This window comes from Anaerotignum faecicola (genome assembly GCA_024460105.1).
Lineage (GTDB): Bacteria > Bacillota > Clostridia > Lachnospirales > Anaerotignaceae > JANFXS01.
The window spans coordinates 152824-176726 of sequence record JANFXS010000004.1 but is presented as its reverse complement, the minus strand read 5'-3'; the positions used below and the strand labels follow the sequence as shown (position 1 = coordinate 176726).

27 protein-coding genes are annotated in these 23903 nt (G+C 44.4%); 1 reads left to right on the top strand and 26 read right to left on the bottom strand.

The window, feature by feature from the left end:
- Window positions 1–1164 (top strand): late competence development ComFB family protein, encoded by a 1164-nt coding sequence (locus NE664_08015; protein ID MCQ4726601.1) that lies wholly within the window; start codon window positions 1–3, stop codon window positions 1162–1164.
- Between the two features lie 116 nt (window positions 1165–1280).
- Here NE664_08015 and NE664_08010 read toward each other — a convergent pair whose 3' ends face one another.
- The 26 genes from NE664_08010 to fliI all read right to left on the bottom strand — a co-directional run bounded on the left by NE664_08010 (window position 1281) and on the right by fliI (window position 23900).
- Window positions 1281–2570, bottom strand: a complete 1290-nt coding sequence (locus NE664_08010; protein MCQ4726600.1) for an HDOD domain-containing protein — start codon at window positions 2568–2570, stop codon at window positions 1281–1283.
- 2 nt (window positions 2571–2572) lie between these two features.
- Window positions 2573–2947, bottom strand: a complete 375-nt coding sequence (locus NE664_08005; GenBank protein MCQ4726599.1) for an EAL domain-containing protein — start codon at window positions 2945–2947, stop codon at window positions 2573–2575.
- Window positions 2948–3546: 599 nt separating this feature from the next.
- Window positions 3547–4476 (bottom strand): chemotaxis protein, encoded by a 930-nt coding sequence (locus NE664_08000; protein ID MCQ4726598.1) that lies wholly within the window; start codon window positions 4474–4476, stop codon window positions 3547–3549.
- 171 nt (window positions 4477–4647) lie between these two features.
- Window positions 4648–5097, bottom strand: coding sequence for a chemotaxis protein CheD (locus tag NE664_07995; GenBank protein MCQ4726597.1), 450 nt, complete (start codon window positions 5095–5097; stop codon window positions 4648–4650).
- A 25-nt stretch (window positions 5098–5122) separates the two neighbouring features.
- Window positions 5123–5752 (bottom strand): chemotaxis protein CheC, encoded by a 630-nt coding sequence (locus NE664_07990; protein ID MCQ4726596.1) that lies wholly within the window; start codon window positions 5750–5752, stop codon window positions 5123–5125.
- A gap of 22 nt (window positions 5753–5774) precedes the next feature.
- Window positions 5775–6494 carry a flagellar hook-basal body protein gene (locus tag NE664_07985; GenBank protein MCQ4726595.1) on the bottom strand — a complete coding sequence of 240 codons (720 nt, stop codon included), beginning with the start codon at window positions 6492–6494 and terminating at the stop codon, window positions 5775–5777.
- A 17-nt stretch (window positions 6495–6511) separates the two neighbouring features.
- A complete protein-coding gene (gene flgF / locus NE664_07980; GenBank protein MCQ4726594.1) occupies window positions 6512–7261 on the bottom strand; it encodes a flagellar basal-body rod protein FlgF in 750 nt (249 codons plus the stop codon).
- Window positions 7261–8043 (bottom strand): FliA/WhiG family RNA polymerase sigma factor, encoded by a 783-nt coding sequence (locus tag NE664_07975; GenBank protein MCQ4726593.1) that lies wholly within the window; start codon window positions 8041–8043, stop codon window positions 7261–7263. The genes flgF and NE664_07975 overlap by 1 nt, the downstream gene beginning before the upstream one ends.
- Before the next feature lie 34 nt (window positions 8044–8077).
- Window positions 8078–10153: a flagellar biosynthesis protein FlhA gene (flhA, locus tag NE664_07970; protein ID MCQ4726592.1), complete on the bottom strand. Its 2076-nt coding sequence runs from the start codon at window positions 10151–10153 to the stop codon at window positions 8078–8080.
- Window positions 10154–10174: 21 nt separating this feature from the next.
- Window positions 10175–11233, bottom strand: a complete 1059-nt coding sequence (flhB, locus tag NE664_07965; protein MCQ4726591.1) for a flagellar biosynthesis protein FlhB — start codon at window positions 11231–11233, stop codon at window positions 10175–10177.
- A gap of 19 nt (window positions 11234–11252) precedes the next feature.
- On the bottom strand, window positions 11253–12014 hold the full coding sequence (fliR, locus tag NE664_07960) for a flagellar biosynthetic protein FliR (GenBank protein MCQ4726590.1): 762 nt from the start codon (window positions 12012–12014) through the stop codon (window positions 11253–11255).
- Between the two features lie 24 nt (window positions 12015–12038).
- Window positions 12039–12299: a flagellar biosynthesis protein FliQ gene (gene fliQ / locus NE664_07955; GenBank protein ID MCQ4726589.1), complete on the bottom strand. Its 261-nt coding sequence runs from the start codon at window positions 12297–12299 to the stop codon at window positions 12039–12041.
- Between the two features lie 18 nt (window positions 12300–12317).
- Window positions 12318–12977 (bottom strand): flagellar type III secretion system pore protein FliP, encoded by a 660-nt coding sequence (gene fliP, locus NE664_07950; protein ID MCQ4726588.1) that lies wholly within the window; start codon window positions 12975–12977, stop codon window positions 12318–12320.
- Window positions 12978–13013: 36 nt separating this feature from the next.
- Complete coding sequence (locus tag NE664_07945; protein MCQ4726587.1) at window positions 13014–13349, bottom strand: flagellar biosynthetic protein FliO; 336 nt, start codon at window positions 13347–13349, stop codon at window positions 13014–13016.
- Between the two features lie 49 nt (window positions 13350–13398).
- Window positions 13399–13758, bottom strand: a complete 360-nt coding sequence (locus NE664_07940) for a response regulator (GenBank protein ID MCQ4726586.1) — start codon at window positions 13756–13758, stop codon at window positions 13399–13401.
- Window positions 13759–13819: 61 nt separating this feature from the next.
- Entirely contained in the window at window positions 13820–15346 is a 1527-nt protein-coding gene (fliN, locus tag NE664_07935; protein ID MCQ4726585.1) for a flagellar motor switch protein FliN, read from the bottom strand.
- Between the two features lie 28 nt (window positions 15347–15374).
- Window positions 15375–16355 (bottom strand): FliM/FliN family flagellar motor switch protein, encoded by a 981-nt coding sequence (locus NE664_07930; GenBank protein MCQ4726584.1) that lies wholly within the window; start codon window positions 16353–16355, stop codon window positions 15375–15377.
- Between the two features lie 27 nt (window positions 16356–16382).
- On the bottom strand, window positions 16383–17171 hold the full coding sequence (locus tag NE664_07925) for a flagellar motor protein MotB (protein ID MCQ4726583.1): 789 nt from the start codon (window positions 17169–17171) through the stop codon (window positions 16383–16385).
- A gap of 46 nt (window positions 17172–17217) precedes the next feature.
- Entirely contained in the window at window positions 17218–18063 is an 846-nt protein-coding gene (locus NE664_07920; protein ID MCQ4726582.1) for a MotA/TolQ/ExbB proton channel family protein, read from the bottom strand.
- Between the two features lie 21 nt (window positions 18064–18084).
- Complete coding sequence (locus NE664_07915) at window positions 18085–18303, bottom strand: flagellar FlbD family protein (protein MCQ4726581.1); 219 nt, start codon at window positions 18301–18303, stop codon at window positions 18085–18087.
- A gap of 311 nt (window positions 18304–18614) precedes the next feature.
- Window positions 18615–19589 carry a flagellar hook-basal body complex protein gene (locus NE664_07910; protein ID MCQ4726580.1) on the bottom strand — a complete coding sequence of 325 codons (975 nt, stop codon included), beginning with the start codon at window positions 19587–19589 and terminating at the stop codon, window positions 18615–18617.
- Between the two features lie 81 nt (window positions 19590–19670).
- Window positions 19671–20063 carry a flagellar biosynthesis protein gene (locus NE664_07905; protein ID MCQ4726579.1) on the bottom strand — a complete coding sequence of 131 codons (393 nt, stop codon included), beginning with the start codon at window positions 20061–20063 and terminating at the stop codon, window positions 19671–19673.
- A gap of 45 nt (window positions 20064–20108) precedes the next feature.
- Window positions 20109–20747: a flagellar hook capping protein gene (locus NE664_07900; GenBank protein ID MCQ4726578.1), complete on the bottom strand. Its 639-nt coding sequence runs from the start codon at window positions 20745–20747 to the stop codon at window positions 20109–20111.
- Window positions 20748–20764: 17 nt separating this feature from the next.
- A complete protein-coding gene (locus NE664_07895; GenBank protein ID MCQ4726577.1) occupies window positions 20765–21946 on the bottom strand; it encodes a flagellar hook-length control protein FliK in 1182 nt (393 codons plus the stop codon).
- 55 nt (window positions 21947–22001) lie between these two features.
- The gene (locus NE664_07890; protein MCQ4726576.1) at window positions 22002–22454 is read right to left on the bottom strand and encodes a flagellar FliJ family protein; all 453 of its coding nucleotides are present in this window, start codon (window positions 22452–22454) and stop codon (window positions 22002–22004) included.
- Between the two features lie 138 nt (window positions 22455–22592).
- Window positions 22593–23900 carry a flagellar protein export ATPase FliI gene (fliI, locus tag NE664_07885; protein ID MCQ4726575.1) on the bottom strand — a complete coding sequence of 436 codons (1308 nt, stop codon included), beginning with the start codon at window positions 23898–23900 and terminating at the stop codon, window positions 22593–22595.
- Window positions 23901–23903: the final 3 nt, after the last annotated feature.

The window sequence follows — 23903 nt, the reverse complement described above, 5'->3', positions numbered from 1 at the left end:
ATGGCTAAAAAAAGCAGCAAAACGGCGCATGTATTAAACTTAATCTCATCGTCTGCGTCAGAACAGCCGCAAAAGGCAAAAGAAGAAAAAAACGAACAGAAAACCCCGTCGCCCGTTCAGAAAATATTTGAAAAAACCGCTAAAAACGAAGAAATATCAAACCGTATAAAAAACGGGCTTTTAAAAGAGCTTGAAAAAGAAGCCGGCATGGGCGGCGGCTTAACGGCCGGAAAAGAAACGGCCGATGTTATTCCGGGCGCCGCGGCCGATATATCCGTCAAAGACACAGGCGGCCTTTCAGCCAGTTTGGGCGATATAACGGATAATGACGGCACACTTCCGGCGAATACCGAAGATGGCTTCAACGATTATACGGAAAGTCCAAACAAACAAGATAATACCGACAGCGGCGGCTATGATACACAAAACTCCCCCGACAGCGGCGAAAGCTACGGCTTGCAGTATTCCTCACCTTCCCTCAACGGAACCGACGATATACAGAATTCCGACGGCGGCGGAAGCTATGGCTTGCAGTATTCCTCACCTTCCCTCAATGGAACCGACGATATACAGAATTCCGACGGCGGCGAAACTGTTAACGCCGAACAGGTATCCGTATCCCCTGAAGGCGGGGCAAACACGGATACAGTCGTTAGCATGCCGTCTGACGGCAATACGGCTGCGGCAAATATTCCCGCAAGCGGTTCCAATCATCCTGACGGAGAAAGCCTTGATATACGGGCGGATACAAAATACGGCGTTTCAGACGGCGGGACAAACGTCTCCGTTAAGCCTGAAAGCATAATATCATCCGAACCCAAAACGCCGCGTCCTCAATCCGAAAATTACGGCGGCAAGCCGGACAAAGATGAATGTCAAGAACTCGCCGAGAAAGAAAAAGAATTCAAATATATTAATATTTGCGAGCTTTTAGTTCAAGATCTTGCCGACGAATATATGGAAAAGTTCAGCGACTGCAGGTGCAGCAGATGCAGGGCCGACGTTATGGCCCTTGCGCTTACGAAACTGCCGCCTAAATATATCGTTACAGACAGCGACGACATTCTTATACTGATAAACTACTACAAAAAGAAACTTATGATTGAAGGCATGACCGCCCTTACAACGGCATGTTTCGCAGTAAACGGCAGCCCCCGCCATTAAGAGGCGGCATATATGCAAATAAAAAAAAGGGCCCTATTTCTTTTCGGGCTCCTTTTTTATATTCAGCGGCTTTAAATCCCGTTTTCCGTCGGGAATACCTTGCCGCTTATTCATATTTATTCGGCCTTGGCTTCTTCCGTTTCTTTCCTCAGCTCCTCAAGGTCTACCGCAAAATCATTATTGGGATTCATAAAAGTTTCCCAAATTTCGTTTACTTTCTCAACACAGTCAAAATAAATCTGTGCAAGCATATCCGTTTCCATGTTAAGCTCCCCTGCATATGAAACTATCGCCTTCCAATCGGCGCTTTCATAGCTTAAAACAAGCTTATAAAGCGTGCCGCATCTTCCTTCCTGCGATATAATAGCGTCCCTTACTTCTTCAACTACGGGAATTTCGCTCATAACTTCCTCAATAGGAGCGTCCACAAGCGCGTCTATCGTTGAAAACATGCCCAACAGATACGCGTCGGCCTGCGTTATGGGGAGGCCCTTTATATGAGTGTAAAGTTCCGAACAGAAATTAGCGCGCAGGAACGATGTTTTAAGTATTTCCTCTGAATTTGAATCCGTTTCGTTCTTTTCAAAGCTTAAAAGGTAAACCCACTGTTTAAGCTGGCTTAAGCCGAGTATAACAAGCGCCTGCTTAACGGACGACGTCCTGTGGCGCAGTGCAAAATGCACGGAGTTAACCATTTTTAAAAGCGCGTATGTAAGGGACGCGTCCCTTGAAATAATTTCCTCAATTTCATCCATATCGGGTATATCTTTTGTAATAGCAACCACAAGCTGGAAGAAATTCGACTGGAGGTATTCGGTTTTATTCGCCTTTGTGGCCATCGCCTCGGCAATATAACACCCCTGGAAATAATCCGCCGGTACGGCTTTAGCCTTTTCATAAAGCGCCTTGCTGTCAATGCCGGTTACAATACACTTTTTCTGGAAACCTTTTCCGAGTTTAAGTATATTGTCTATGGAAGTTACGTCCGTAATAAGGTGCACGTCTATTTTTATATAGTCTATAAATTCGAGAAGCGCAAAATACCTCGGCGCAAACTGGAAATCCGTCATACAGATCTTATACCCGTCGTCTTTATACCTTTGGAGGACTTTCGACGCCAAAGGATGAACTGTAAAGCTGTCTTCAATCTGTATTACAATATCGCCTTGTTTAAACATTCTCGGCGTGTTTTTAAACAAAAGGTTAGGCGTGAACGTTATAAACGTCATTCCTTTTGAAAAAACCTTTTCACTGTTTTGCAGAAGAAACGATGAAATCGTGTCCGCCGCCACATAATCGCCGTTTACGTTATTGTAAAGCCCGTTGTCAACATTAAAAAGTATCTCATAACCAACAGTTGCGCCGTCTATATCTTTAATAGGCTGTCTGACAACAAATTTGCGCATATTTAAATACCTCCTTTTTCAATTACCCACAGGTTGCTCTTAATATTTTCTTCAAAGTTTTTAAAAGGCGCCGGCTTGGAAAAATTATATCCATGCGCCGTATCGCAGCCTAAATACAGAATAAACTGCTCCTGCTCGTCCGTTTCGGCCCCCTCGGCTATTACATTTGTTCCGAGAGCTTCTGCCGGCGGAATAATATTTAAAAAAATCATTTTCCTTTTCCTGCTTGCAATATCCTTGTCAAAAAAGTTCCCGTCTATTTTAAGTGTGCCAAAACTTATATTCCCGGGCGCATTTAAAGGCGAATATACCGGACCCACGCCGTCCATTTCCGGCTCAAGGCCCTTTTTATGAAAGGGTTCAAGCGTTTCGCTCAAAAACAAGCGCAACCTATCCGGAAATATAACGGTATAACGCCTTTGCCCCGTCCTTCCGCGCCATAAAAAACCGTTTTGTTCAAAAATCCGGTAAGGCTGTCCGTTTCGGCGTTCCCCTCAAAGGGCGGCGCATCCGGCGCACACATAATCATGTTTTCTATAATTCGGCATAAAATTGAAACAAAAGCCCTTTTTAAAGGTTCCTTTATAAATATATATCCCTTGAATAAATTTCCCGTTAAAGATTACGCGAATAATACAAATTTACCAAGCCGATAAATCAAAAAACGTACGAACGTTTCCACGCCGAATTCCCGGCGTATTCATTATTTTCCGGTTAAAAGCCTTGAGCCCGTTTTCAGGCTCCCTCACTTGCTTTCGGAGCCAAAACGCCTTAACTTAGAAAAATCCGTATGCCACGCCCTTTAACCAAACCGCACTGCCGCGCTGTCGTATATACCGTATACCTAACCGCGATACGCCGTAAGTTTTAATCATGCGTCAAAAAATAAAGGGGCGGCATATATCCTGAATAATAACCGGTTGTTTTATACCCCTGCATAAATTTAGGATTATCCGTCCCTTTTAAGAACCATGGGTTATTTGGATCTTATAAGAAGCTGATCTATAACTTCCACAAGATAGCCTATTTCAGGTTTGGAAAGCTGCTCGTCGGCTCCAACCTGCTTGCCCTTTATCTGCATTTCGGGATTTATCAGGGACGAAAATATTATAACTGGTATATTTTTAAGTATATCGTCGCTCTTTACAAGCTTCGTAAGCCTGTGGCCGTCCATTTTGGGCATTTCGATATCGGTTATTATAAGCGACGCTTCGCTTTTAATACTGCCGGCATTGTCTTTAAGGGATGAGAGGTATTCCCATGCCTCCTGGCCGTTATTGAATTCCTTTAAATTTATATAGCCTGCCTTTTTAAGAGATTCCCTAATCATTTTTGTAAGAAGAATGGAATCTTCGGCAAGCACAATAGGCGTTTCATTGCGATCCCTTGCACCCAATTTTTCTATTTCGCTTATTTGTATAGTTGTTTCCGGCGCTATTTCGGCTACGATTTTTTCAAAATCAAGTATTGTAACCAAATCGTCGCCGCACTGGGCAATTCCCGTTGCAACGCCTTCCTCGCCGCCTGAAACCGTTTTGTCCGGCTTTTGTATGTCGCCCCATGAAATCCTGCTTATGCCCTCAACCGTATGCACCCTAAAAGCAATGTTCAGGTTATTGAAGTTTGTTATGATAAACAAATCCTTTGGGTTCTTTTTGGAAGGCACATCCGTAAGGTACATGGGAAGGTCGACAACCGTAAGCAGTATGTCCCTCGGCTTAAAAACGCCCTCCACGGCAGGATGTGAGTGCGGCATAGGCTTTACCTTGTCGCTCATGATAATTTCCCTTACCTTTGCGACATTAATGCCGTAAAGGTTGCCGTCAATCGTAAATTCCATTATTTCTATTTCATTTGTTCCTGTTTCAAGCAGGATATTTGTCTTGTTTTCGCTGATACTGCTCATATAAACGCCCCTCCCTGACCGCTTTGGATATTGGATTATTTTAAAACAAAGATAATACCGGATTTTTAAAAACCGCATCTTCCGCCTTTCAAATCTCCCCTTATAAGATTTATCGGCGGATTTATGTAAAAAAATAACTGAAAAAACATGCCCCTGCGGCGTAACGCAGGCTTACAGTTTCTTTTCAGGCTTTCCATAAGATTTAATAGTCGCTTCGCCGTTTGAAGAATCGAAATACATTGTCCTTGCATAGTTTGACCCTAAGTCCTCCTTTACAATGCGCACGCGTTCCTTCATCAAAACGGCTTTAACGCTTTCGGCATTCCTTGCGCCTATATTGCCGAGAGTTCCGTTGCCTTTAAGCTCGAACATCTTCGCCCCGCCGGCAATTTTGCAGACCATGCGGCTCCTCACCCCGCCGAAAGCCTCCATTTTCCTTATGGTTTCGGGTATGCCTGTGTCGGCGTACTTAAAAATGTTGTCCTTATTATTTTCATACATGTTCGGAAGCATGATATGCACCATGCCCGCAAGCCTTATAACAGGATCGTACACGCATACCCCGATGCAGGAGCCTAAGGCATATGTCACAAGCACTCCCGGGCTTCTGCATATCTTCATATCCGCAATGCCAACCACATAGGTCTTATTCACTCTCAACACCTAATTTCTTCATTAAAAAGTCCAGCGACTTCATATCCGGCAGCATTAAAAGCCGGCTGTATACCTCCTTGCCGTTGCATTTAAAATTGCCGCCTATAGTCATAATCTTATCGGATTCATATCCGTATTCGGCCATAGGCACGGACACAATTGCGCCCAGCATGTTTGTACATATAGCCGGCACTGAAAGGTGTACGGATATTCCCGTTAAGGTAGAAATGGCGTTTATATATGATGAGATAATGATATTTCCTATTTCAATAAGAGCCGATGTGTCAAGCTCGTTTAATTCCATATAATCGTTTATTCTTCGTCCGTTCAGAAGCTTTTCCAAAACTACGTTTATAAGATCCATATCCTGCATATAAAGCATAATGCCGTTTATTTCGCCGCTGAATGCCACAAGCTCGCCGCACACAATCCTTTCGGCGCCGCCCATTTCCTTTATGGCTTTATTGTAGTCCATAATCTTAACTTCCGGCAGCGACATTTCAATCTTCTGTGAAAGCACACTTGAAAGGGCTGTCGCCGCATTGCCCGTTCCTATGCTGCCTATTTCCCTTAATACGTCAAGCTCGAAACTGTCCATATCTTCATACTTTTTAATCGTCATATGTTAGTCCCCCTAATATAGATCACCTGAGGCTGTTAATTGTGTTTTCAATTTCGTCGGAAGTCTGGACCATTTTCAAAGACATCTGATAAGCCCTCTGCGTTTCGATAACTTTTGTCATTTCCTTTGCGAAATCAACATTTGAACCTTCAAGCGCCCCTTTAACTATAACTCCGGCCCTGTAGCCGTCCAAAGCCCGCGGAACGCCGTTTTTCTCAACCGGCTGATATTCGTTGTCGCCGATATTCAAAAGGCCGTTTTTTTGTTCAAATACATAAACTCCAATGCCTATATTATCGCTTGGATTTTCAACGACAATAGGGTTGCCGTTTGCATCAAGAACCCATTTATTATTTTTTGAAACAAGGTAAAATTGCCCGTTCGGCTGCTGCGACGTTGAAAAAGCGCCGTCCCTCGTATATGTTATTTCGCCCGTAGCCGGTTCCCTGAGAGCAAAAAAACCCGGTCCGTTTATGGCATAGTCAAGGCTGAAGCCTGTAAGCTCCAGTGCGCCCTGTACAAAATCCGTGTCGTCTTTGAGCATTTTAACTCCCGCTCCGTATGTAAGCTGTGTTTGGGCGCCGTCGGGCGCGTTCATGTTTTTATAAACAAGATCTGTGAATACGCCGTTTTTTGCTTTAAATCCGTTTGTATTTGTGTTTGATATGTTATTTGCGATAACTTCAAGCCTTTTTGAATGTGACATTGCGCCTACCGCGCCGGAATAAAACGAAAAGTTCATTTTTCAAGTACCCCCTGTTAAATGTTTCCAAGCTGTGTCGTCGCCTTTCCCATCAGCTGGTCGTATATCTTCAAAACCTGGGCCGCGCTTTGGAGCGCCCTCTGGCTTTCAATCATTTTAGAAAATTCTCCCGTTGCGTCCACGTTGGATCTTTCAAGCGTTTTCTGTTCCACGGAAGGATCCGCAACCGCAACCGGGGCCGCGTCCGAAGCAAACAGGCTGCCGCCCGTTTTCCTAAGCTGCGCCATATCGTCAAAGGTTACAATATCAAGCTGATCTATGTAGTCTCCCCCGCTTGTATATACAAGCCCGTTGCCGTCAACGGTGAAATCGTCGGCGCCGAGGAGTATAGGCCCGTTCTTGCCCATAACGCGTCCGCCTTCCGGCAAAACCAAGTATCCGTCGTCGCTGATTGCAAAAGAGCCGTTTCTTGTATAAAGCTCGCCGTTTCCTGTGTCAATCCTGAAAAAACCTTCCGACGTAATTGCACAGTCAAGCGGATTGTCCGTTATTTCAAGCGCTCCCTGCTCATAATCCGTAATGGTTTCAAGGGCGCTTCTGAACCTAGAGGCGTCCCCAAGCCCTTCGGGATTGTCCTTGTCTATATTGCCCGTTCTCGAAACAAGCTCCTCGCGGAATGTGCTGGACACCATTGTATCCTTCTTATATCCCGGGGTTAATACGTTTGCTATATTATTGCTTACTACGTTAAGGTTCCTGTTCTGCGTAATCATGCCGCTGGTTAAATTATAAAATCCCTGAAACATTATATCATCCCCTTATTCTTATTTTTCTCCAAAAATACCTTGAGTTTTGCAAGGGCGTTGGAATGTATCTGCGATATACGCGGTTCGCTAAGATTCATAACGGCCGCTATTTCCTTCATTGTAAGTTCTTTTCTGTAATAAAGGGAGATTACCGTCTGCTCCTTCTCCCTGAGAGACATAATTCCCTCTTTAAGTATACTATGGAATTCTTTTTCTTCAAGCTTTTGTTCCGGAGGCGTTTCGCGGCTGACAAGGCTTTCCGTATTCTGTTCGCCGTTCTGCTCCCAAAGGAAATAGTCCAGTGAAATTACATTGTAAAGATTGGATTTTCCCAAAACCTTTTGGTACTTTTCCAAGCTCATATTAAGGTAATCGGCGGCTTCCTGATTTGTCGGATAACGTCCGAGCCGCTCGTAAAGGGTATGTATAGCGTCGTTCACCTCTTTAGACTCCCGGCGCACGTTGCGCGGTATCCAGTCCTGTTTTCTCGCTATATCGATTATAAGCCCCTTGAGCCTTTTTGAAACAAACGTTTCAAAGCGCGCGTTTTTATCCGGATCGTATTTATCCACCGCTGCCATAAGCGCGATTATGCCTTCGTTTACAATGTCGTCAAGCTGCGTAAAGCTTGCGTAAACGCCTCTGTACTTCATCGCTATGTTTTTAACCAGGTAAACGTACCTAAGCACAATTTCCTGCTTAACCTGCCGGTCTTTTCCCGCTTTATAAAGCGCCAGCAGTTCTTCGTTTGTTTTTTCCTTCAATTCGTCTGGAATATTCATACCGGGTTCTCCAAATTTAGATGTTTTGCCTGGGCTATTTTTCGATAACTATGTTGCCTACGGCCTGTATCTGCACATTATTTGCAATTTCATTAAACGAAAGTACATGAACGTTCGGATAAAACTGTTCAATAAGCCTGTAAACATACAGCCTTATAACATGGCTTGTAAGTATAATAGGCGGCTGGGAAAGCTCGTTGAATTTTTTAATGTTGTCCGCCAGCTGCGTTATAAGCTGCTGCATTGCGTCTGGATTTAAAGCAAGGTAAATACCGTGCTCGCTTTTTATTAGGCTAGACGCGATTGTCTTTTCAGTTTCGCCGTCAAGGGTTATAACCCGCATCTGCCCGTTTTCACAGAAACGCCTTGTAATAGTCCTTTTAAGCGCCACACGTATATTGCCTATCAGCGTATCTATATCCCTCGTATCCGTTGAAGAATCTACAATACACTCTACTATTGAGTTCAGGTCCTTAATAGGTATTCCTTCTTTCAGAAGGTTTGAAAGTATCTTTTGAAAGCTTCCGTAAGATATAATGTTCGGGAACGCCTCCTCCACAAGCTGCGGCGAAATCTTTTTAAGGTTGTCTATAAGCTGCATTACTTCGCCCCTTGAAAGCAGTTCCGACACATTCTGCTTAATAACTTCAGAAAGATGCGTAACCATAACGGAGAGGGGATCTATAACTGTATATCCGTATATTTCGGCCATTTCTTTAAGATCCGGCGTTATCCATTTGCTTGGTATGCCGTAGGCCGGTTCTATAGTTTCTATTCCGTCTATTTCGCCGGTGGGGTTAGGCGGTTCAAGAGCGAGGAAGTAATCCACAAGTATTTCGCCGCGGGCCACTTCTTCACCTTTAATCTTTATTACATACTGGTTCGTATTTAAGTTTGAACTGTCCCTCAGCCTTATAGAAGGTATAACAAAACCCATTTCCTGCGCAAACTGGCGGCGGAAAATCACAATCCTGTTTATAAGCTTGCCGCCGCTTCCTTCGTCTACAAGCGGTATAAGGCTGTAGCCGAATTCCATTTCAACAGGCTCCACATTTAAAAGCGAATAAACGCTGTTTATATCCTTATAGTAATCCTCCGGCGACGGCGCCGTTTCCAGCGCCGCGTCCTCCATTGCCGCCACAGCATACGCCTGCTCGGCGGCGGCCGCCGTTTTCATCCGCTTTGAAACCGTAAGCCCCAGCGCGATAAGCGCCGCCGATATAATTATAAGCTGGAAATGCGGCATGCTCGGCAAAAGCGATATGGCGCCGATTATTATGCCGCCGATAAGTATCGACTGCGGCTGCGCCAAAAACTGTTTCGCAACGTCCGTGTTAAGGCTTCCGTCCGACACCGCCCTTGTAACAATCATACCCGTTGAAGTTGAAATAAGCACGGCCGGTATCTGGCTTACAAGCCCGTCGCCGATTGTCGCTATGGAATACACCTGAAGCACTTCGTTAAACGACATAGTGGACTGCACCATGCCAATAACGGTTCCGGCAACGAAGTTTATAACCGTAATGATTATAGACATAATGGCGTCGCCCTTAACAATTTTTGTAGCGCCGTCCATAGCGCCGTAAAAGTCGGCTTCCCTCTGTATTTTCTGCCGACGGTTCCTCGCCTCTTCTTCTGTAATAAGGCCGCTTGATAAATCGGCGTCAATAGCCATCTGTTTTCCCGGCATAGCGTCCAAAGTGAACCTTGCGGCAACCTCCGCTACACGCTCCGCGCCTTTTGAAATTACTATAAACTGCACAAGCACGATTATGAGGAATATAATTACGCCGACAACGACGTTGCCTTGGAGCACAAATTCTCCAAAGGCTTTAATAACCTGCCCCGCGGCGCCCTCGCGTGTTAATATAAGCCTTGTGGACGATATATTTAAGCCCAGCCTGAAAAGCGTTGTTATCAAAAGCAGCGATGGGAAAATAGAAAATTCAAGCGCTTCTTTTATATTCATTGTTATAAGGAGTATAATTAATGAAAGCGAAATATTCAAAATAAAAAATATGTCCAGCACAAACGGATCCAACGGTATTATAAGGAGCAATACTATTACTATAACAAATAATGAAATTGCATGGTCAAAAATCCTTTTCATTCCTATTTCTCCAATTTTGCGTTATAATTTATTCTTAATCCTGTAAACGTAAACAAGCAGTTCCGCTATAGCGCCGTAATAATCCGGCGGTATTTCCGCATTTACGTCCGCCTGGGCATAAAGCGCCCTGGCAAGGGGTTTATTTTCGATTACATAAACTTTGTTTTCTTCAGCTATGCGGATAATACGCAGCGCAAGCTCGTCCTGCCCTTTTGCCACGACGACGGGCGCATTGTCCTTATCCGGATCGTATTTTAAAGCAACGGCAAAATGCGTAGGGTTTTTAACTACAACGTCGGCCGTTGGCACGGCCTGCATCATCCTGCTCATCGCCATTTTCCTTTGAGTTTCCTTAATTTTGCCTTTAACCTTCGGATCGCCTTCCATCTGCTTATATTCTTCTTTTATTTCTTCCTTTGACATTTTTATCTGCCGTTCATATTCCCACCACTGGTAAAAGTAATCCAGCACCGAAACGGCCGCAAAGGCTATAGAAACAGTCATAACCATCGAAAAAATGGAACTTAATATATATGTGCTTGAAGAAATAAGATCCATATATAAAAGTTTCGGAAATTCAATAAGGCGTTTTTCTACAAAATCATAAAGTATCGCAATAAGTATCGTTATTTTTATAACGCCCTTTATTATTTCAACTATACTGCGCAGGGAAAAAAGGTTTTTTATGCCGTTTATCGGGTTAAGTTTATTAAATTTCGGCTTCAGGTTTTCCGTTATAAATATCGGCTTTGTCTGGAAAACCGTGGCGGCAACCGCAAGCAGTATTGAAATAAACAAAAGCGGAGCCGCTATTTTTGCAAAAGCAATAATAAATTCATTTGTAATTTCCCTTATAAGTTCGTTTGTTACTTCCGTAGTTTCCCCGGCAAGTACAATTCCGTCCGCCATATATGATTTTACGGAAACATATATATTTGGAAAAAGAAGTTTTAAACTGAAAAACATACCCAACAGCGAAACAAGGGTAACAATATCTTTACTGAGGAATATATTCCCTTTTTTGCGTTCGTCGCTTCGCTTTTTCGAGGTGGCTTTTTCGGTCTTGGAGCTGTCCGCCATTTCCGCAAGTCCCCCCTTTTTACATAAGCGTCAATATTTCCTGCAAAACCTTAAACATATCTTCAATTACGCCGTCCAAAAATCCGGCCATCGGCGTGAACAAAAATACAAGAAGTATAAGGCCGAATATTATCTTGGCCTGTATGTTGACAACAAAAACATTAATCTGCGGTATCGTTTTCATCAGTATGCCCACGCCGACTTCAACAAGTATCTCCGCCGCAAGCATGGGCATAGCCATTCTTACGGCAAGCACTATGCAGTCGCAGAAAACAGTCAGCACAGCCGACGAAAGCCCGCTTGTTATAATTACGCTGCCGTACGGCACAACCTCGCCGCTTGTTAATAGCATGCGTATTAAAGCCAAATGGGCGTCTGAGGCAAAAAAGAGAAGTATAAAAACAATATTAAAAAACGTGGCGCTCAGCGAAAGCTGGGCGTTGCTTGACGCGTCGAATATTTTCGACATGGAAAGCCCCATCTGCATGTCTATGCTTTCGCCCGCAAAAACGATTATATTCAAAAACAGGTTTACAACCGTGCCGATAACAAACCCAAGGAAAAACTCCTTTAACAGCAGGAACGAATATTCCAAGGCGTTTGCCGCTTCCACGGGAGCCTGCCCGTTATATGAAACGGCTATAATGCTTAAAGCCATTACAATGCCCATTTTCACAATAGCCGGGGCGTTGCGCCTGCCCAAAATGGGATTAAATACGATAAATCCCGTTATTCTCATCACTATAAGCGAAAATAAAAGTATATTTTCCATTCCACGCATAGCATAAAGCTCCTTACGCCCGTTTTACCGCAGCATCATTGTAAATATATCAAATGTGAATTCCTGCAGGGAAGTAAGCATCCATGAACCGGTTATAAGGCATACCACTCCTATAACGATAAGCTTAGGCACGAAAGTAAGCGTCTGCTCATGTATTTGCGTAGCCGCCTGCAAAACCGAAATAAGCACGCCGACAGCCATGCTTAACAAAAGCATAGGCCCGCTCAGCTTAACGGCCATTACAAGCGCGCTTCTCATTATATCCAACACTTCAGCGTTAGTCACAGACTTCGCCTCCTCCCTTTAACCGCCGAACCCTTTGACAAGGGTTGAAAATAAAAGTTCCCACCCGTCAACCGTTACAAAAAGCAAAAGCTTAAACGGCAGGGAAATTGTCGCCGGCGGAAGCATAATCATACCCATTGACATAAGCGCGCTGGAAACGACTATGTCAATAAGCAAAAACGGTATAAAAATCAAAAACCCCATTATAAACGCCTGCTTCAGCTCGCTTGTCATAAAAGCCGGTATAACTATTTTTAAAGGAAGTTCGTTAACATCCTCGGGCATTTCTTCCCCGGCAAAATCAAGGTACATATTAAGCGAACTTATTTCAGTTTCGCCCAGCATAAATTCCTTCATCGGCACGGAAGCGCGTTTCAACGCTTCTTCCTGAGTTATCTCTTCGTTTTTATACGGGATATACGCGTCCCTGTTAACCGCCTCAAGCGTCGGCGACATTATAAAAAGCGTCAAAAACAGCGCTATGCCTACAAGCACTGTGTTTGGCGGGGTCTGCTGCGTGCCCAGCGCGTTTCTTGTAAAAGAAAGCACTATCACAATCCTTGTAAATGACGTCATCATCACCACAATAGACGGCAGGAGCATCATCACTGTCATTATAAAAAACAGCTCTAAAGTTTGGATATTGCTTCCGTTTATGTTTACAATCGATTCACCCATTTAATTACACTCCAAATTATTCCGGCGCTTTAAGAATTACTTTTTATTTCTTTTAGCATTAAAAAGCTTGCCTGAAAAAATATCCGAAAAAGCGGGAAAATTATCCGGCGGCGGCATATCCGGCGTTAATTCCGTAATGTCGCTTTCCTCAAGGTCGCCCAGAAACTGTATCCCCGCCGCCGAAACGCCGACAAGGCAGTACCTCCCGCCGATTTGGACTATAAGAAGGCTCCTGTCTTGTCCCACAAACATCCTGTCGATAATTTTCATATGCCGGGAATTGTGGACGGCCGCCATTCCTTTTCCGACGCGCTTTGACACTATATAGCTTAAATAAAGTATCGCGGCCACCGTAAAAAGGGTTCCGGCCACTGTTATTATATCTCCTAGTATTTTAACCACATCCCTTATTTATGTAAAATCAGCCAAGCAGGGTGGTAACTGTTTTTAAGAGCCTGTCAGGCTTAAAAGGCTTAACAATAAAGTCCTTAGCCCCGGATTTAAGAGCGTCGATAACCATAGCTTCCTGACCCATTGCCGAGCACATAACTATCGTGGCATTGGCGTCTTTGCCCCTTATTGTTTTTAAAGCTTCAAGGCCGTCCATATTCGGCATTGTTATATCCATTATAACAAGATCCGGTTTCAGCTCGTCGTATTTTTCCACGGCTTCGGCGCCGTCGCAAGCCTCGTAAATATCTGTGTAGCCGTTTTTCGTAAGGGTGTCCTTCTCCATCATCCTCATAAAAGCCGCGTCGTCCACTAATAATATTTTTGCCATATTGTTGTACCTTTCCTTTCAATCTTTAATATTATATTTTAATTAAAACAGATACTAAAAATTAATTCTTTTCAACTTCATTTTTGATTATTTCCGTTATCCTAACACCGAAATTGTCGTCAACCACTACTACGTCGCCTTTTGCAATGCACTGGCCGTTGGCATATATATCAACCTGTTCCCCGGCAAGCTTGTCGAGCACAACCAGCGATCCGCTTGCAAGCTCCAATATTTCCTTAATAGGCTTTTTAGTTCGGCCTATTTCAACGGAGATTTCAAGCGGGACATCCATAATCAGTTCAAGGTTTTCCGCCTGTTCTTCGCCTATGGTTTCCGCCGCCCCAAACTGCTGTGTTTCAACAGGGCGGGCGTTAATCATTTTCGGCTCCTCCTTAGGAGCTTTTTCCTGCTGCTGAGGAGGTACAGGCGGATATCCGTACGGCGGATAATAGCCGTATCCGTACATAGGCGGGTATCCCGGAGGCGCCTGCGGATACCCTTCGGGAACCTGCATAGCCGTAGGATAAGGCGGATACGGAGGATACGGCGGCATCTGCTGGGCTGCCTGCGGCGGCGCATCCTGCGCTTTGGCGGCAGATGTCTTTTCCGTCTGCGCTTCTTCCTTCGCCGCCCCGCCGCTTATAAGAGCCTCTATCTCTTCCTGCGACATCATTTTGCCGGAAGGTTCTTCTGCCGGGGCTTCTTCTTTTGGCGCCCCGCCGCTTATAAGAGCCTCTATCTCTTCCTGCGACATCATTTTATTGGAAGGTTCTCCTGCCGGGGCTTCTTCTTTTGGCGCCCCGCCGCTTATAAGAGCCTCTATTTCTTCCTGCGACATCATTTTATTGGAAGGTTCTCCCGCCGGGGCTTCTTCTTTTGGCGCCCCGCCGCTTATAAGAGCCTCTATCTCTTCCTGCGACATCATTTTATTAGAAGGTTCTTCCAAAGGCAGTGGAGCCGGGTCCGGTTCCGCCGCTTTTTCCTCCTCTATATAATCCCCTAAGCCAAACGCGGAAACAAGCTTTTTAGCAAGCTTAGTCGGCATAAGGTTCATAAAACGGCTTTCAATAAGTTCGTCAATTTTAAGGTTAAAATTGATAACCACCATTTGTTCTTCGCCGTTAAAGCATTTCTCTTTGAAAGCTTTAATATCCTCTATCTCATAAGAAACAGGAGTTGAAATATTTACTACCTCGCCCAAAAATTCCGACAGCGCCGTTGACGACGCCCCCATCATCTGGTTCATAACCTCGCATACGGCACTCATATTCATCTCGTTAAGCTCGAATTCTTCATCCGACATTTCTACGCCCATCAAAAGCTCAACTATAACTTTAACGTCGTGGCGTTTTAAAAGCATTATGTTGCTGCCGCTTAAGCCTGATACATATGTTATTTCAACTCCGATAGCCGGGTCCATTTCCGTATAATCAAACTCGTCAAAATCGACAACCTCCACATGCGGCGTTGTTATATCGACCCTTTTGGTAAGCATAGTGGATATAGCGGTAGCCGAGGCGCCTAAACTTATGTTGAGTATTTCGCCTATCGCATCGAGTTCGATTGGGCTAAAAATTTTAGAACTCATCTTTTCCTATTCTCCCCTTTTGATGGAACTATATTTTCTCACAAATTTCGTTAATCTTAACAGCCATGTTTTTATTGCTCTTTCCGAGTTCGCCTTTAAACCACGGTTCCCCTTCAATGTAAAGGAAAACGTCCGAATCCTTAGGCTTGTTCAAATTGATAACGTCCCCCACCTGAAGGCCGTATACGTCCTTAAGCATAAGGACAGAGTTTCCAAGCTCCGCTTTGATCTCCATTGCGGTCCCTTTAATATTTTCAAATATTTCAGCGCTTGAATCCTCGTCGCGTTCCGCACGTTCGGGGTTGTCGTCAAATATCTTAAATACTCCCGCAAGGAAGTTGCCCGGAAGACAGATATTTATCTTGCCTTTAACCGAGCCGATTTCAACGTCAAGAACAATAATAACAATCGTTTCATCCCTGCCTATTTTCTGCATCATGCTGGGGTTTGTTTCAACTTTTTCAAGTTCAAACTTTAGGTCAAGATAATTCATCCAACCGTCAGCCATAATCGAAACAAGGTATTTAACTATATTGTTGTAAAGGGCTATTTCTATATCTGTATAAACGTATGAATTTGAAATATCCTCCTCGATTTCCTCGCCTGTGCCGCCGATCATCCTGTCTATCATGCAAAGCATAAGCGGCCCTGTAGTATGGAGCACAATGGGGCCGTTTACGGTATCGTCCGGCATTTTAACATTAATAAGAGTTATAACGTCGTTATCGCTTAATGCGTTGCTGAATTCATAATACCTTTGTTCTTCAACCGCGGCTACCTCTACGGCGCTTGATCCTCTTACAATGCTGTTTATCCTTGAAGAACAGAGCCTTGCATAATTTTCATATATTCCGAAAAGCATTTTAAGCTTATCTTTTGTGAATTTTTTAGGGCTGTAGAAATCGTATTTTTTATAATGCTTTTCTTCCTTTTTTTCTTCAGCGGCCCCGCCGCTTGCCATGGAACTTATTAATGCGTCAATCTGACTTTGCGATAATACCTCTGGCATGTGTCCGCAGTTCCCTCCTTTCAGAAATTATTCGTTTTGAACTAAACTTTCATCCACCATATGGGCTTCTTCATAATACTGTTCAAGCGTTCTTACTACGCTGTCTGTTTTTGTAATAAGTATTTCAACGCGCCTGTTTTTTGCCCTCGATTCCCTGGTATCAAAAGGGCTTATCGGCCTGAATTGGCCAAAGCCGCTTGATACAAGCTTTGCCGGGTCTATTATATTTTTTTCCTGTATATAAAGCAGTACCGTTGTCGCCCTGTTTGAAGCAAGGAACCTGTCGCTTATAGGTTCGTTAGGCTCCGTAGGGCTTGCCTGCGAAGTATGGCCTAAAATCTGTATTTCTTCAATGGAGTCGCCGGCTTGTGCGATTGCGTTTGAAAATTCATCAAGCACGGCTTTGCCTTCATCCTTTAATATGTAGCTGTCGCCGTCAAAAAATACGTTGTCCCTGAATGTTATAAATGTAAAGCCGTCGCCCTTTGAAAGCTCTACGCTTGATTCCATGTTGTTTTGCTTAATATATTCCGAAAGCTGGTAATAAAGCTGGTCGAAATCATTCATTGCCTCCGGCGGCTCAACCGATCCGTCAACCGCATTCTGCATACTATTCTGTTCCTCTCCCGTCACTATCTGGGAAAGCTCCTCTGCATCGGGGTTGAAACTCCTCACCAGTATTTCCCACTTTTCGGTGCTTAATGTACTCATTGAATAAAGCAGCACAAAAAAGCAAAGCAAAAGCGTTACCATGTCGCCGTATGTATCCTGCCATTTCGCGCCGCCGCCACTATCCTTTTTCTTCTTGCCCGCCATCTAAACACATCCCATTTTATTTATAGGTTTTAAAACTGCCGCCTTATTATTCCTTATCTTTCCTGCCTTTTTTAACTTTTCCAGGCGTGCCTTCCCCGTTTGCGGCGTCGCGCTGGCGCTGTTCAAGGTAGGAAATAAGTTTTTCCTTCATAAATTTCGGATTTTCCCCGGATTGTATTGACAGTACGCCCTCTATTATGATTTGCTTGCAGAGATATTCCTCGTCGTTTCTTACGCTCAATTTTTTCGCAATCGGCATAAATATAAGGTTTGCCATGACGCAGCCGTAAAATGTCGTAATAAGGGCTACGGACATATCAGCGCCGAGACTGCTTGTTCCCGTGCCCGAATCAAGGCTCATGCCCTTAAGCATGTTTACAAGGCCTATAAGCGTACCGATCATACCGAAAGCCGGGGCGTATGCCGACGCCTTTTCATACATTCCCACTCCTTCGGCATGCCTGTCGGCAAGGTAATCCAAATCGTTTGCAAGTATTGATTTTACTTTCTCCGGATCCGTTGCGTCGACTATGAGCATAATGCTTTGCTTTAAGAACGGATCAGTCTGCTGGTTAGCCTTTTCCTCAAGGGCCAGAAGGCCGTTTTTTCTTGCTATCTGCGAAAATTCAACAAGAAGATCTATGTACTCCATAGGTTTGAATTTTTTATCGTCCAAAATAATTTTCATATGTTTCGGTATCTGTTTAAGCATGCTCGCGGGGTAACTTGCCACAACGGCCGCAAGCGTTCCGCCCACAACTATAAGCACACTCGGCACGTCAAGGAAGTTTATCATTTTGGCAAAATCTACGCCCGCCTCCATATCGAAAACTATACCGAATGTAATTAATATCCCGCCAAGTATAATACCAATAATCGTTGTTAAATCCATAATCCAAGCCCTCTACATTATTTACTCTTTATTATCAACAACAGTAATATTTTTATAGTAATTGTGTATCTTCGCATTATAAGCGATGATTTTTTCTATAATTTCGTCAACGCTTTCTTTAACAATAAAAAAATCCTTGTTTGCCATAATAACCTTCGATTCCGGAATAATCTCGATACATTCAATCTGGTTCGAGTTTAAAACAAACTGGTCGTTATTAAGTTTTGTCAGCCTAATCATGTTTTCCATTCCTTCCGATATTAATTTTAACGTGTTCTCCATTGCTTATAAAGGCTTAAACCCAACAACAAAGGTTTGACCCTTTATAAGCAATGGATAACTATGTTTTAAATTATAAAACATATATATTTTTTTCAAAATATTATCCCCATTACATATCATACTAAAATACTGCCGCCTAATATCATGCTTAATTTAATTGCCCGCCTCAAAATCTTTAAATATCGGCGTTCGGCGGCGGCCGCCTGACAAAGCGCGCCGCCTGCCGTTTCCGCCGACGTTTTGAATCGGATTACAGCCGGTAAAATCAATTACCTTTTCATGCTGATCAGCTCTTGGAGCATTTCATCGGAAACCGTAATAATTTTTGAGTTTGCCTGGAATCCCCTCTGGGTTGTAATCATGTTTGAAAATTCCGTCGCGAGATCCACGTTGGCCATTTCAAGTCCGTTTGGAATAAGCGGGCCCGTCGTGCCGTTTCCGGGCGCGAAAGCCTCGCAAAGGCCTGTGTTTGTCCTTGCCTCGTAATAAGAATTCTGTACTTTGTTAAGTCCGTTAGGGTTAGGCACGTTGCACACCGCAATAACGCCGATTTTATATGTGCCAAACTCACCTGTGCCAGTTATAACGCCGTCAGGGCCTATGCTGATATTTGAGAGGTTGAGCCTTTCCGTATCTTCATAGTCGACTGCAGGCACCTGCGCCGCATCGTCGACATCATGGGGGATACGTATCGGCACAAGCATCGACGTATCATATTTAAACTCATTTTCACCCATTGCAGCATTGCCGCCTTCTCCAACAAAGCCGTAAACCACATTGCCGTTGCCGTCTACAAGGTAGCCGTCGCCGTCGAACCTGAAATTGCCTGTTCTTGTAAGGTAGAGGCTTGAAGCGTTATAGCCGTCATCTTCACTGTTTCCGACGCCGTCGTCAATAGTAGGCACGCCGCCGTCCGCATCAAGTTTAGGCCCTACAAGGAAAAATCCCGTGCCGTCTATCATACAGTCGGTGCCGTAGCCTGTAGGCTCATAGCTGCCTGTGCCGTAATTAACGTCTACAGAGCCAATCTGGCTTCCGTAGCCGATCTGGCTTGGGTTTGTGCCGCCGTAAACATTGTTTCCGTCGCCGCCGCTTTTGCTTGTCTGGTATATTGATTCTATAAACGTAGCTCTGGCAGATTTATACCCCGTTGTATTTACGTTTGCAATATTATTGCCTATAACGTCCATTTTGCTCTGATGTGTGCGTAAACCCGCTACTCCCGAAAACATCGATCTAATCATTTTTTATTTTTCTCCTTTCAAGATATGCCGCGCTGGATTTATACTTCGGATAAATCCCAAAGCCTCCCGTAAGGGTCCGGCTTATAACATTACGGCGCTGTCAATATTTGTAAATATATTATTCTTCATTTCATTTCCGTTCATTGCCGTTATAACTATATTATTGGGAATATTAACTATAAAAGCCGCTTCCCTGCCAATCATCACTACGTCTTTCGCGCCCTTTATCCGTGCGCTTTCAGCCGCGCTGTTAAGGCGTGACATCAGTTCATCCGTAACTTCTATGCCTCTTTGGCTGATCCTTTCCTTGGAATGTTTGGAAAACTGAAGCGTTTTTTCTTCATTCAGCCTGTTCTCAAGTATGGCTTTAAAGTTTTCGCCATTTTGAACGCCCGTTTCCCGGCGCTTCTTTGCCGCGGCTACCTCGTTTGGCTGCAACTGGCGCAATTTCAAGTTATTGATATTTTCAATCATTATATCACCTCGCCTTTATATGGGAACAAGCATACTCATCGTATATCAGCTTTCAGTTTTGCCGCCGCTTTCAGATGAACCGTCCCCTTCGGTTCCGCCGCCTTCTGCCGAACCGCCTCCTTCGGTTTCGCCGCCGCCTTCTACAGAGCCGCCTCCTTCGGTTTCGCCGCCGCCCTCTACAGAGCCGCCTCCTTCGGTTCCTCCGTCTTCACCGTCTCCTCCGTCAGGCTTTTCCGGCTCTTCGGCCTCAGGAACGCGGCCAACCGCCATAATGCTGCTGAGACTGTATGCATTTTCACCTATGTATATAAACGGTTCGCCGCTGAAAAGCGCAACGCCTGTAACAACGCCTACCTCCGTTTTATAGTTGCCGTTTGCATCATATGCCGCAACGGTTACTTCTTTTCCGACAAGCGACGCCGCATATGTAGTGACAGACGTCTGCACCATGCTTGTCATTGCCTCGACAGTTACCATCTGCGCAAGCTGCATCATATAATCGTCCTGGCTCGTAGGGTTCATCGGATCCTGGTTTTGCAGCTGCACGGCCATAAGCTGAAGGAAACTTGACATATCCATGGATGTGGCATTATCCTTTACCTTTGTTGTCTTAGGCCTTATATACTGCAACGGTCCCTGCGCAATAGAGTTTTGGTATCCCGGAAATAAATGTTCCTCCGCCATGTTTTACACCTCCAAACCTAAACCAATCCCAGCCTAAGCTGCTGCAGGAAATCCACAGCGTCGTCTTTTTTCTGCTTTTGCCGCCTGTTTTCATCGCCGCCGTTTTCCCGGCTGTTATGGCCGTCCTGGTAATTCTCATTATAAAACGTTTCTTTTTCCTGCGTTATATTTACTGTAGCCGTTGCGCCCGTTTTACTTTCAAGGGCGGCGGCAATGCCGTTTGCATGATCCGTAAGCGCTTCAAGCGCCTTTGGGTTTGCGCATAAAATCGAAACTCTTGTTTCGCCCTTTTCAAAAACCAGTTTTATCTGGATTTTTCCGAGGTTTTCCGGCGCAAGTTGAATTTCAAATTCATTTTGCTTTGTCCTGAGTATTTCTTCGCCGAGCTTATCGGCAAAATCCTGGGAATTAACATTAACCGGCTCCGCAACTTTAACCGTTACGGCCTTTCCGTCGATAATCCTGTCCTTCACTAACACAACGTCCTCTAAAGTGGCGCCGCTGTTTTTGTTTTCCGTTTTTACGCCTTCCGCTTCCGCACTGTCCTTATTTTTGACAACCGTAGTTTCGCTTCCGGCCGCCTTGTCATTTTCAGCCGTATTTACATTTTTTCCGCTGATAACAACCGGTTCTTCCGTTTTTGCCGTTTCCGCCGTATTGGCCTTTGCATTTTCACGCGGCGCCGCCGAAGCCTGCTCGATCAATTTCTGTTTTATATCCACAACTTCGGGCTGTGCCTTTTTGAGGGCGCTTATGTCAATGCCTTTTGTGTCTGCCGTCAATTCCACCGTTTCATTTGCCACAGCGTCCGTTATATGCTCCGCCAATGTTTCCGCATTACTTTCAGCATGTTTTAAGCTGTTAAGCATGTTTTCGGTATCCATTGGTATAACAAAATTTTCAAGCAGTATAACTGCCGCCGTCTGGTTTTCGCCATTTGTGTCAAGCGCATTTTTCCGCCCGTCTTGGCCCTTTCCGCCCGGTTTTTTACCGACATGGCCGCCGTCGTTGATTTCTTCTTTATTATTTGAACCGTTTTCGGTTTTGCCTGCCTGCTGGCCTGCCTTATCAGTTTCATTTTTAATGGCCGATTCAAACGAAGATTTATCCGACGAACCTGTTTCCGGCTTCTGGGGTTTTGCCTGTATGGTATCGGCCGCACGGACTCCCGCCGCAAATGATAAATTCATGCCCGCCATATACAGCACCTCCTTTCCACACTTAAAATATTTATAAAATTAACCCCAAAGCGGCTTAAATGCCTGCATTGAGTTTAATTTTCGCATTAGAAACAAACTCCTCTATAAAAGCTTCATTTTCTTTCTGCATAGCCTTGTTATACTGGGAAATTTTGATTTCCTTTAACTTTTCTATCGAAAGCTTTTCTTTTTTTGCTTCAATCATTTTTTCCCTTTTTTCGGCCTCCGCTTTTTGAAGAGTCTTGAGAACAGCATACTCCCTTTTCAAAACCGCGTCCTGCCTTGCTATATACATGCCGTAAATTTCGGCCTCTGCAACCGTTATAAATTTTTTCTTTTTTTCGTCAAACTGTCTTATGTATTCTTTTTTGTTGTTTTCTATCGTCTTGATCCGTTCTTCCTGATCCGCTACGTCCCTAAGGGCTTTGCTGTGCTCATTTTTAACGACCTCAAGTATATCGCCCTTATATTTCAGCACCGGTTCCAAATGGAAAGAAAATTTCTTCATTTTTACCACCTGTTTTTATAATAAATAACAGCCGCGCTCCCTGTCCTCAGACATATATTTAAAGGGAGTTTAATCGCCGCCGCTTTTTCGGCCCCGGCATTATTTCAATACGGCATACATAAACCTGCCGCATTAAAATCAGCCTGTAAGTATTTCTTTCATTTTGGCAAGAGTTTCTTCATATGAAAACGCTTCGTTTATGCCTTGTTTCAAAAATGCGTTTATTTTATCAATTTTGCTTATTGCGTAATCGAGTTTAGGGTTTGTTCCCGCTTTATATGCGCCTATAGATATAAGATCCTCATTTTTGTCATATATGCTTAACAAATCCCTGAATTTAGACGCCATATCCAAATGCTCCTGCGGAGCTATTGAATTCATCAAACGCGATATGCTGGCGTTTACGTCTATTGCCGGGAAGTGGTTGGCATTGGCAAGTTTTCTTGTCAAAACTATATGCCCGTCCAGTATACCCCTTACAGTATCGGCAATAGGTTCGTTTGTGTCGTCGCCTTCCACAAGCACCGTATATATTCCCGTTATTGAGCCGCTTTCAAAGTTTCCGCTGCGCTCAAGGAGCTTCGGAAGCTCCGAATATATGGAAGGCGTATATCCCCTTGCAATAGGCGGTTCCCCAACGGCAAGGCCTATTTCCCTCTGCGCCATTGCAAAACGCGTCAGGGAATCCATCATCAAAAGCACGTCTTTGCCTTGGTTTTTAAAATATTCGGCAATAGCCGTCGCCACTATAGGGCATTTTAAACGGAGCATGGGAGACTGGTCGCTTGTAGCGACTACAAGCACGCTTCTTGCAAGGCCTTCTTCGCCCAAATCATTCTGGACAAATTCCAAAACCTCCCTGCCCCTTTCCCCTACCAGGGCTATTACGTTTATATCGGCTTTAACGTTTTTTGCAATCATGCCCAAAAGCGTGCTTTTGCCTACGCCGCTTCCCGCGAATATGCCTATCCTCTGTCCTTTGCCGATTGTAATCATACCGTCGAGCGCTTTAATGCCGAATACCATTTTTTCCCGTATCGGCGGCCGTGCAAGCGGATTTATATACGGGCTGTTAACGGAAAAATACTCCGTTTCCTCTATAGGCCCCAAGCCGTCTATAGGCTTTCCGACAGCGTCGATTATACGCCCCCTGAGGTTGTCGCCGACAGGTATTTTAAGGCTTTGGTTTGTACTTCTTACAAAGCTCCCGGACGTTATGCCGTCTGTATTTTCATAGGGCATCAAAAGCACCCTGTCATTTTTGAACCCTACTACTTCCGCAAGAACCTGGCTTTTTGTATTCTCATTGTATATTGTATTTATATCGCCTATGGCGGCTTTCCCGCCGGAAGCTTCGATTGTCATGCCGACGATGTTTTCAATCTTGCCGACATGGCTTATAGTTTCGGCGTTCCGTATAATTTCCGGAATACTTTTAAACGACATGGC

What these genes read in the sequence shown, in the direction of transcription:
- NE664_08015 (MCQ4726601.1), top strand. Translation starts at nt 1, where the DNA reads ATGGCTAAAAAAAGCAGCAAAACGGCGCATGTATTAAACTTAATCTCA.
- NE664_08010 (MCQ4726600.1), bottom strand. Translation starts at nt 2,570, where the DNA reads ATGCGCAAATTTGTTGTCAGACAGCCTATTAAAGATATAGACGGCGCA.
- NE664_08000 (MCQ4726598.1), bottom strand. Translation starts at nt 4,476, where the DNA reads ATGAGCAGTATCAGCGAAAACAAGACAAATATCCTGCTTGAAACAGGA.
- NE664_07995 (MCQ4726597.1), bottom strand. Translation starts at nt 5,097, where the DNA reads ATGAAGATATGCAGAAGCCCGGGAGTGCTTGTGACATATGCCTTAGGC.
- NE664_07990 (MCQ4726596.1), bottom strand. Translation starts at nt 5,752, where the DNA reads ATGACGATTAAAAAGTATGAAGATATGGACAGTTTCGAGCTTGACGTA.
- NE664_07985 (MCQ4726595.1), bottom strand. Translation starts at nt 6,494, where the DNA reads ATGAACTTTTCGTTTTATTCCGGCGCGGTAGGCGCAATGTCACATTCA.
- flgF (MCQ4726594.1), bottom strand. Translation starts at nt 7,261, where the DNA reads ATGTTTCAGGGATTTTATAATTTAACCAGCGGCATGATTACGCAGAAC.
- NE664_07975 (MCQ4726593.1), bottom strand. Translation starts at nt 8,043, where the DNA reads ATGAATATTCCAGACGAATTGAAGGAAAAAACAAACGAAGAACTGCTG.
- flhA (MCQ4726592.1), bottom strand. Translation starts at nt 10,153, where the DNA reads ATGAAAAGGATTTTTGACCATGCAATTTCATTATTTGTTATAGTAATA.
- flhB (MCQ4726591.1), bottom strand. Translation starts at nt 11,233, where the DNA reads ATGGCGGACAGCTCCAAGACCGAAAAAGCCACCTCGAAAAAGCGAAGC.
- fliR (MCQ4726590.1), bottom strand. Translation starts at nt 12,014, where the DNA reads ATGCGTGGAATGGAAAATATACTTTTATTTTCGCTTATAGTGATGAGA.
- fliP (MCQ4726588.1), bottom strand. Translation starts at nt 12,977, where the DNA reads ATGGGTGAATCGATTGTAAACATAAACGGAAGCAATATCCAAACTTTA.
- NE664_07940 (MCQ4726586.1), bottom strand. Translation starts at nt 13,758, where the DNA reads ATGGCAAAAATATTATTAGTGGACGACGCGGCTTTTATGAGGATGATG.
- fliN (MCQ4726585.1), bottom strand. Translation starts at nt 15,346, where the DNA reads ATGAGTTCTAAAATTTTTAGCCCAATCGAACTCGATGCGATAGGCGAA.
- NE664_07930 (MCQ4726584.1), bottom strand. Translation starts at nt 16,355, where the DNA reads ATGCCAGAGGTATTATCGCAAAGTCAGATTGACGCATTAATAAGTTCC.
- NE664_07925 (MCQ4726583.1), bottom strand. Translation starts at nt 17,171, where the DNA reads ATGGCGGGCAAGAAGAAAAAGGATAGTGGCGGCGGCGCGAAATGGCAG.
- NE664_07920 (MCQ4726582.1), bottom strand. Translation starts at nt 18,063, where the DNA reads ATGGATTTAACAACGATTATTGGTATTATACTTGGCGGGATATTAATT.
- NE664_07915 (MCQ4726581.1), bottom strand. Translation starts at nt 18,303, where the DNA reads ATGATTAGGCTGACAAAACTTAATAACGACCAGTTTGTTTTAAACTCG.
- NE664_07910 (MCQ4726580.1), bottom strand. Translation starts at nt 19,589, where the DNA reads ATGATTAGATCGATGTTTTCGGGAGTAGCGGGTTTACGCACACATCAG.
- NE664_07905 (MCQ4726579.1), bottom strand. Translation starts at nt 20,063, where the DNA reads ATGATTGAAAATATCAATAACTTGAAATTGCGCCAGTTGCAGCCAAAC.
- NE664_07900 (MCQ4726578.1), bottom strand. Translation starts at nt 20,747, where the DNA reads ATGGCGGAGGAACATTTATTTCCGGGATACCAAAACTCTATTGCGCAG.
- NE664_07895 (MCQ4726577.1), bottom strand. Translation starts at nt 21,946, where the DNA reads ATGGCGGGCATGAATTTATCATTTGCGGCGGGAGTCCGTGCGGCCGAT.
- NE664_07890 (MCQ4726576.1), bottom strand. Translation starts at nt 22,454, where the DNA reads ATGAAGAAATTTTCTTTCCATTTGGAACCGGTGCTGAAATATAAGGGC.
- fliI (MCQ4726575.1), bottom strand. Translation starts at nt 23,900, where the DNA reads ATGTCGTTTAAAAGTATTCCGGAAATTATACGGAACGCCGAAACTATA.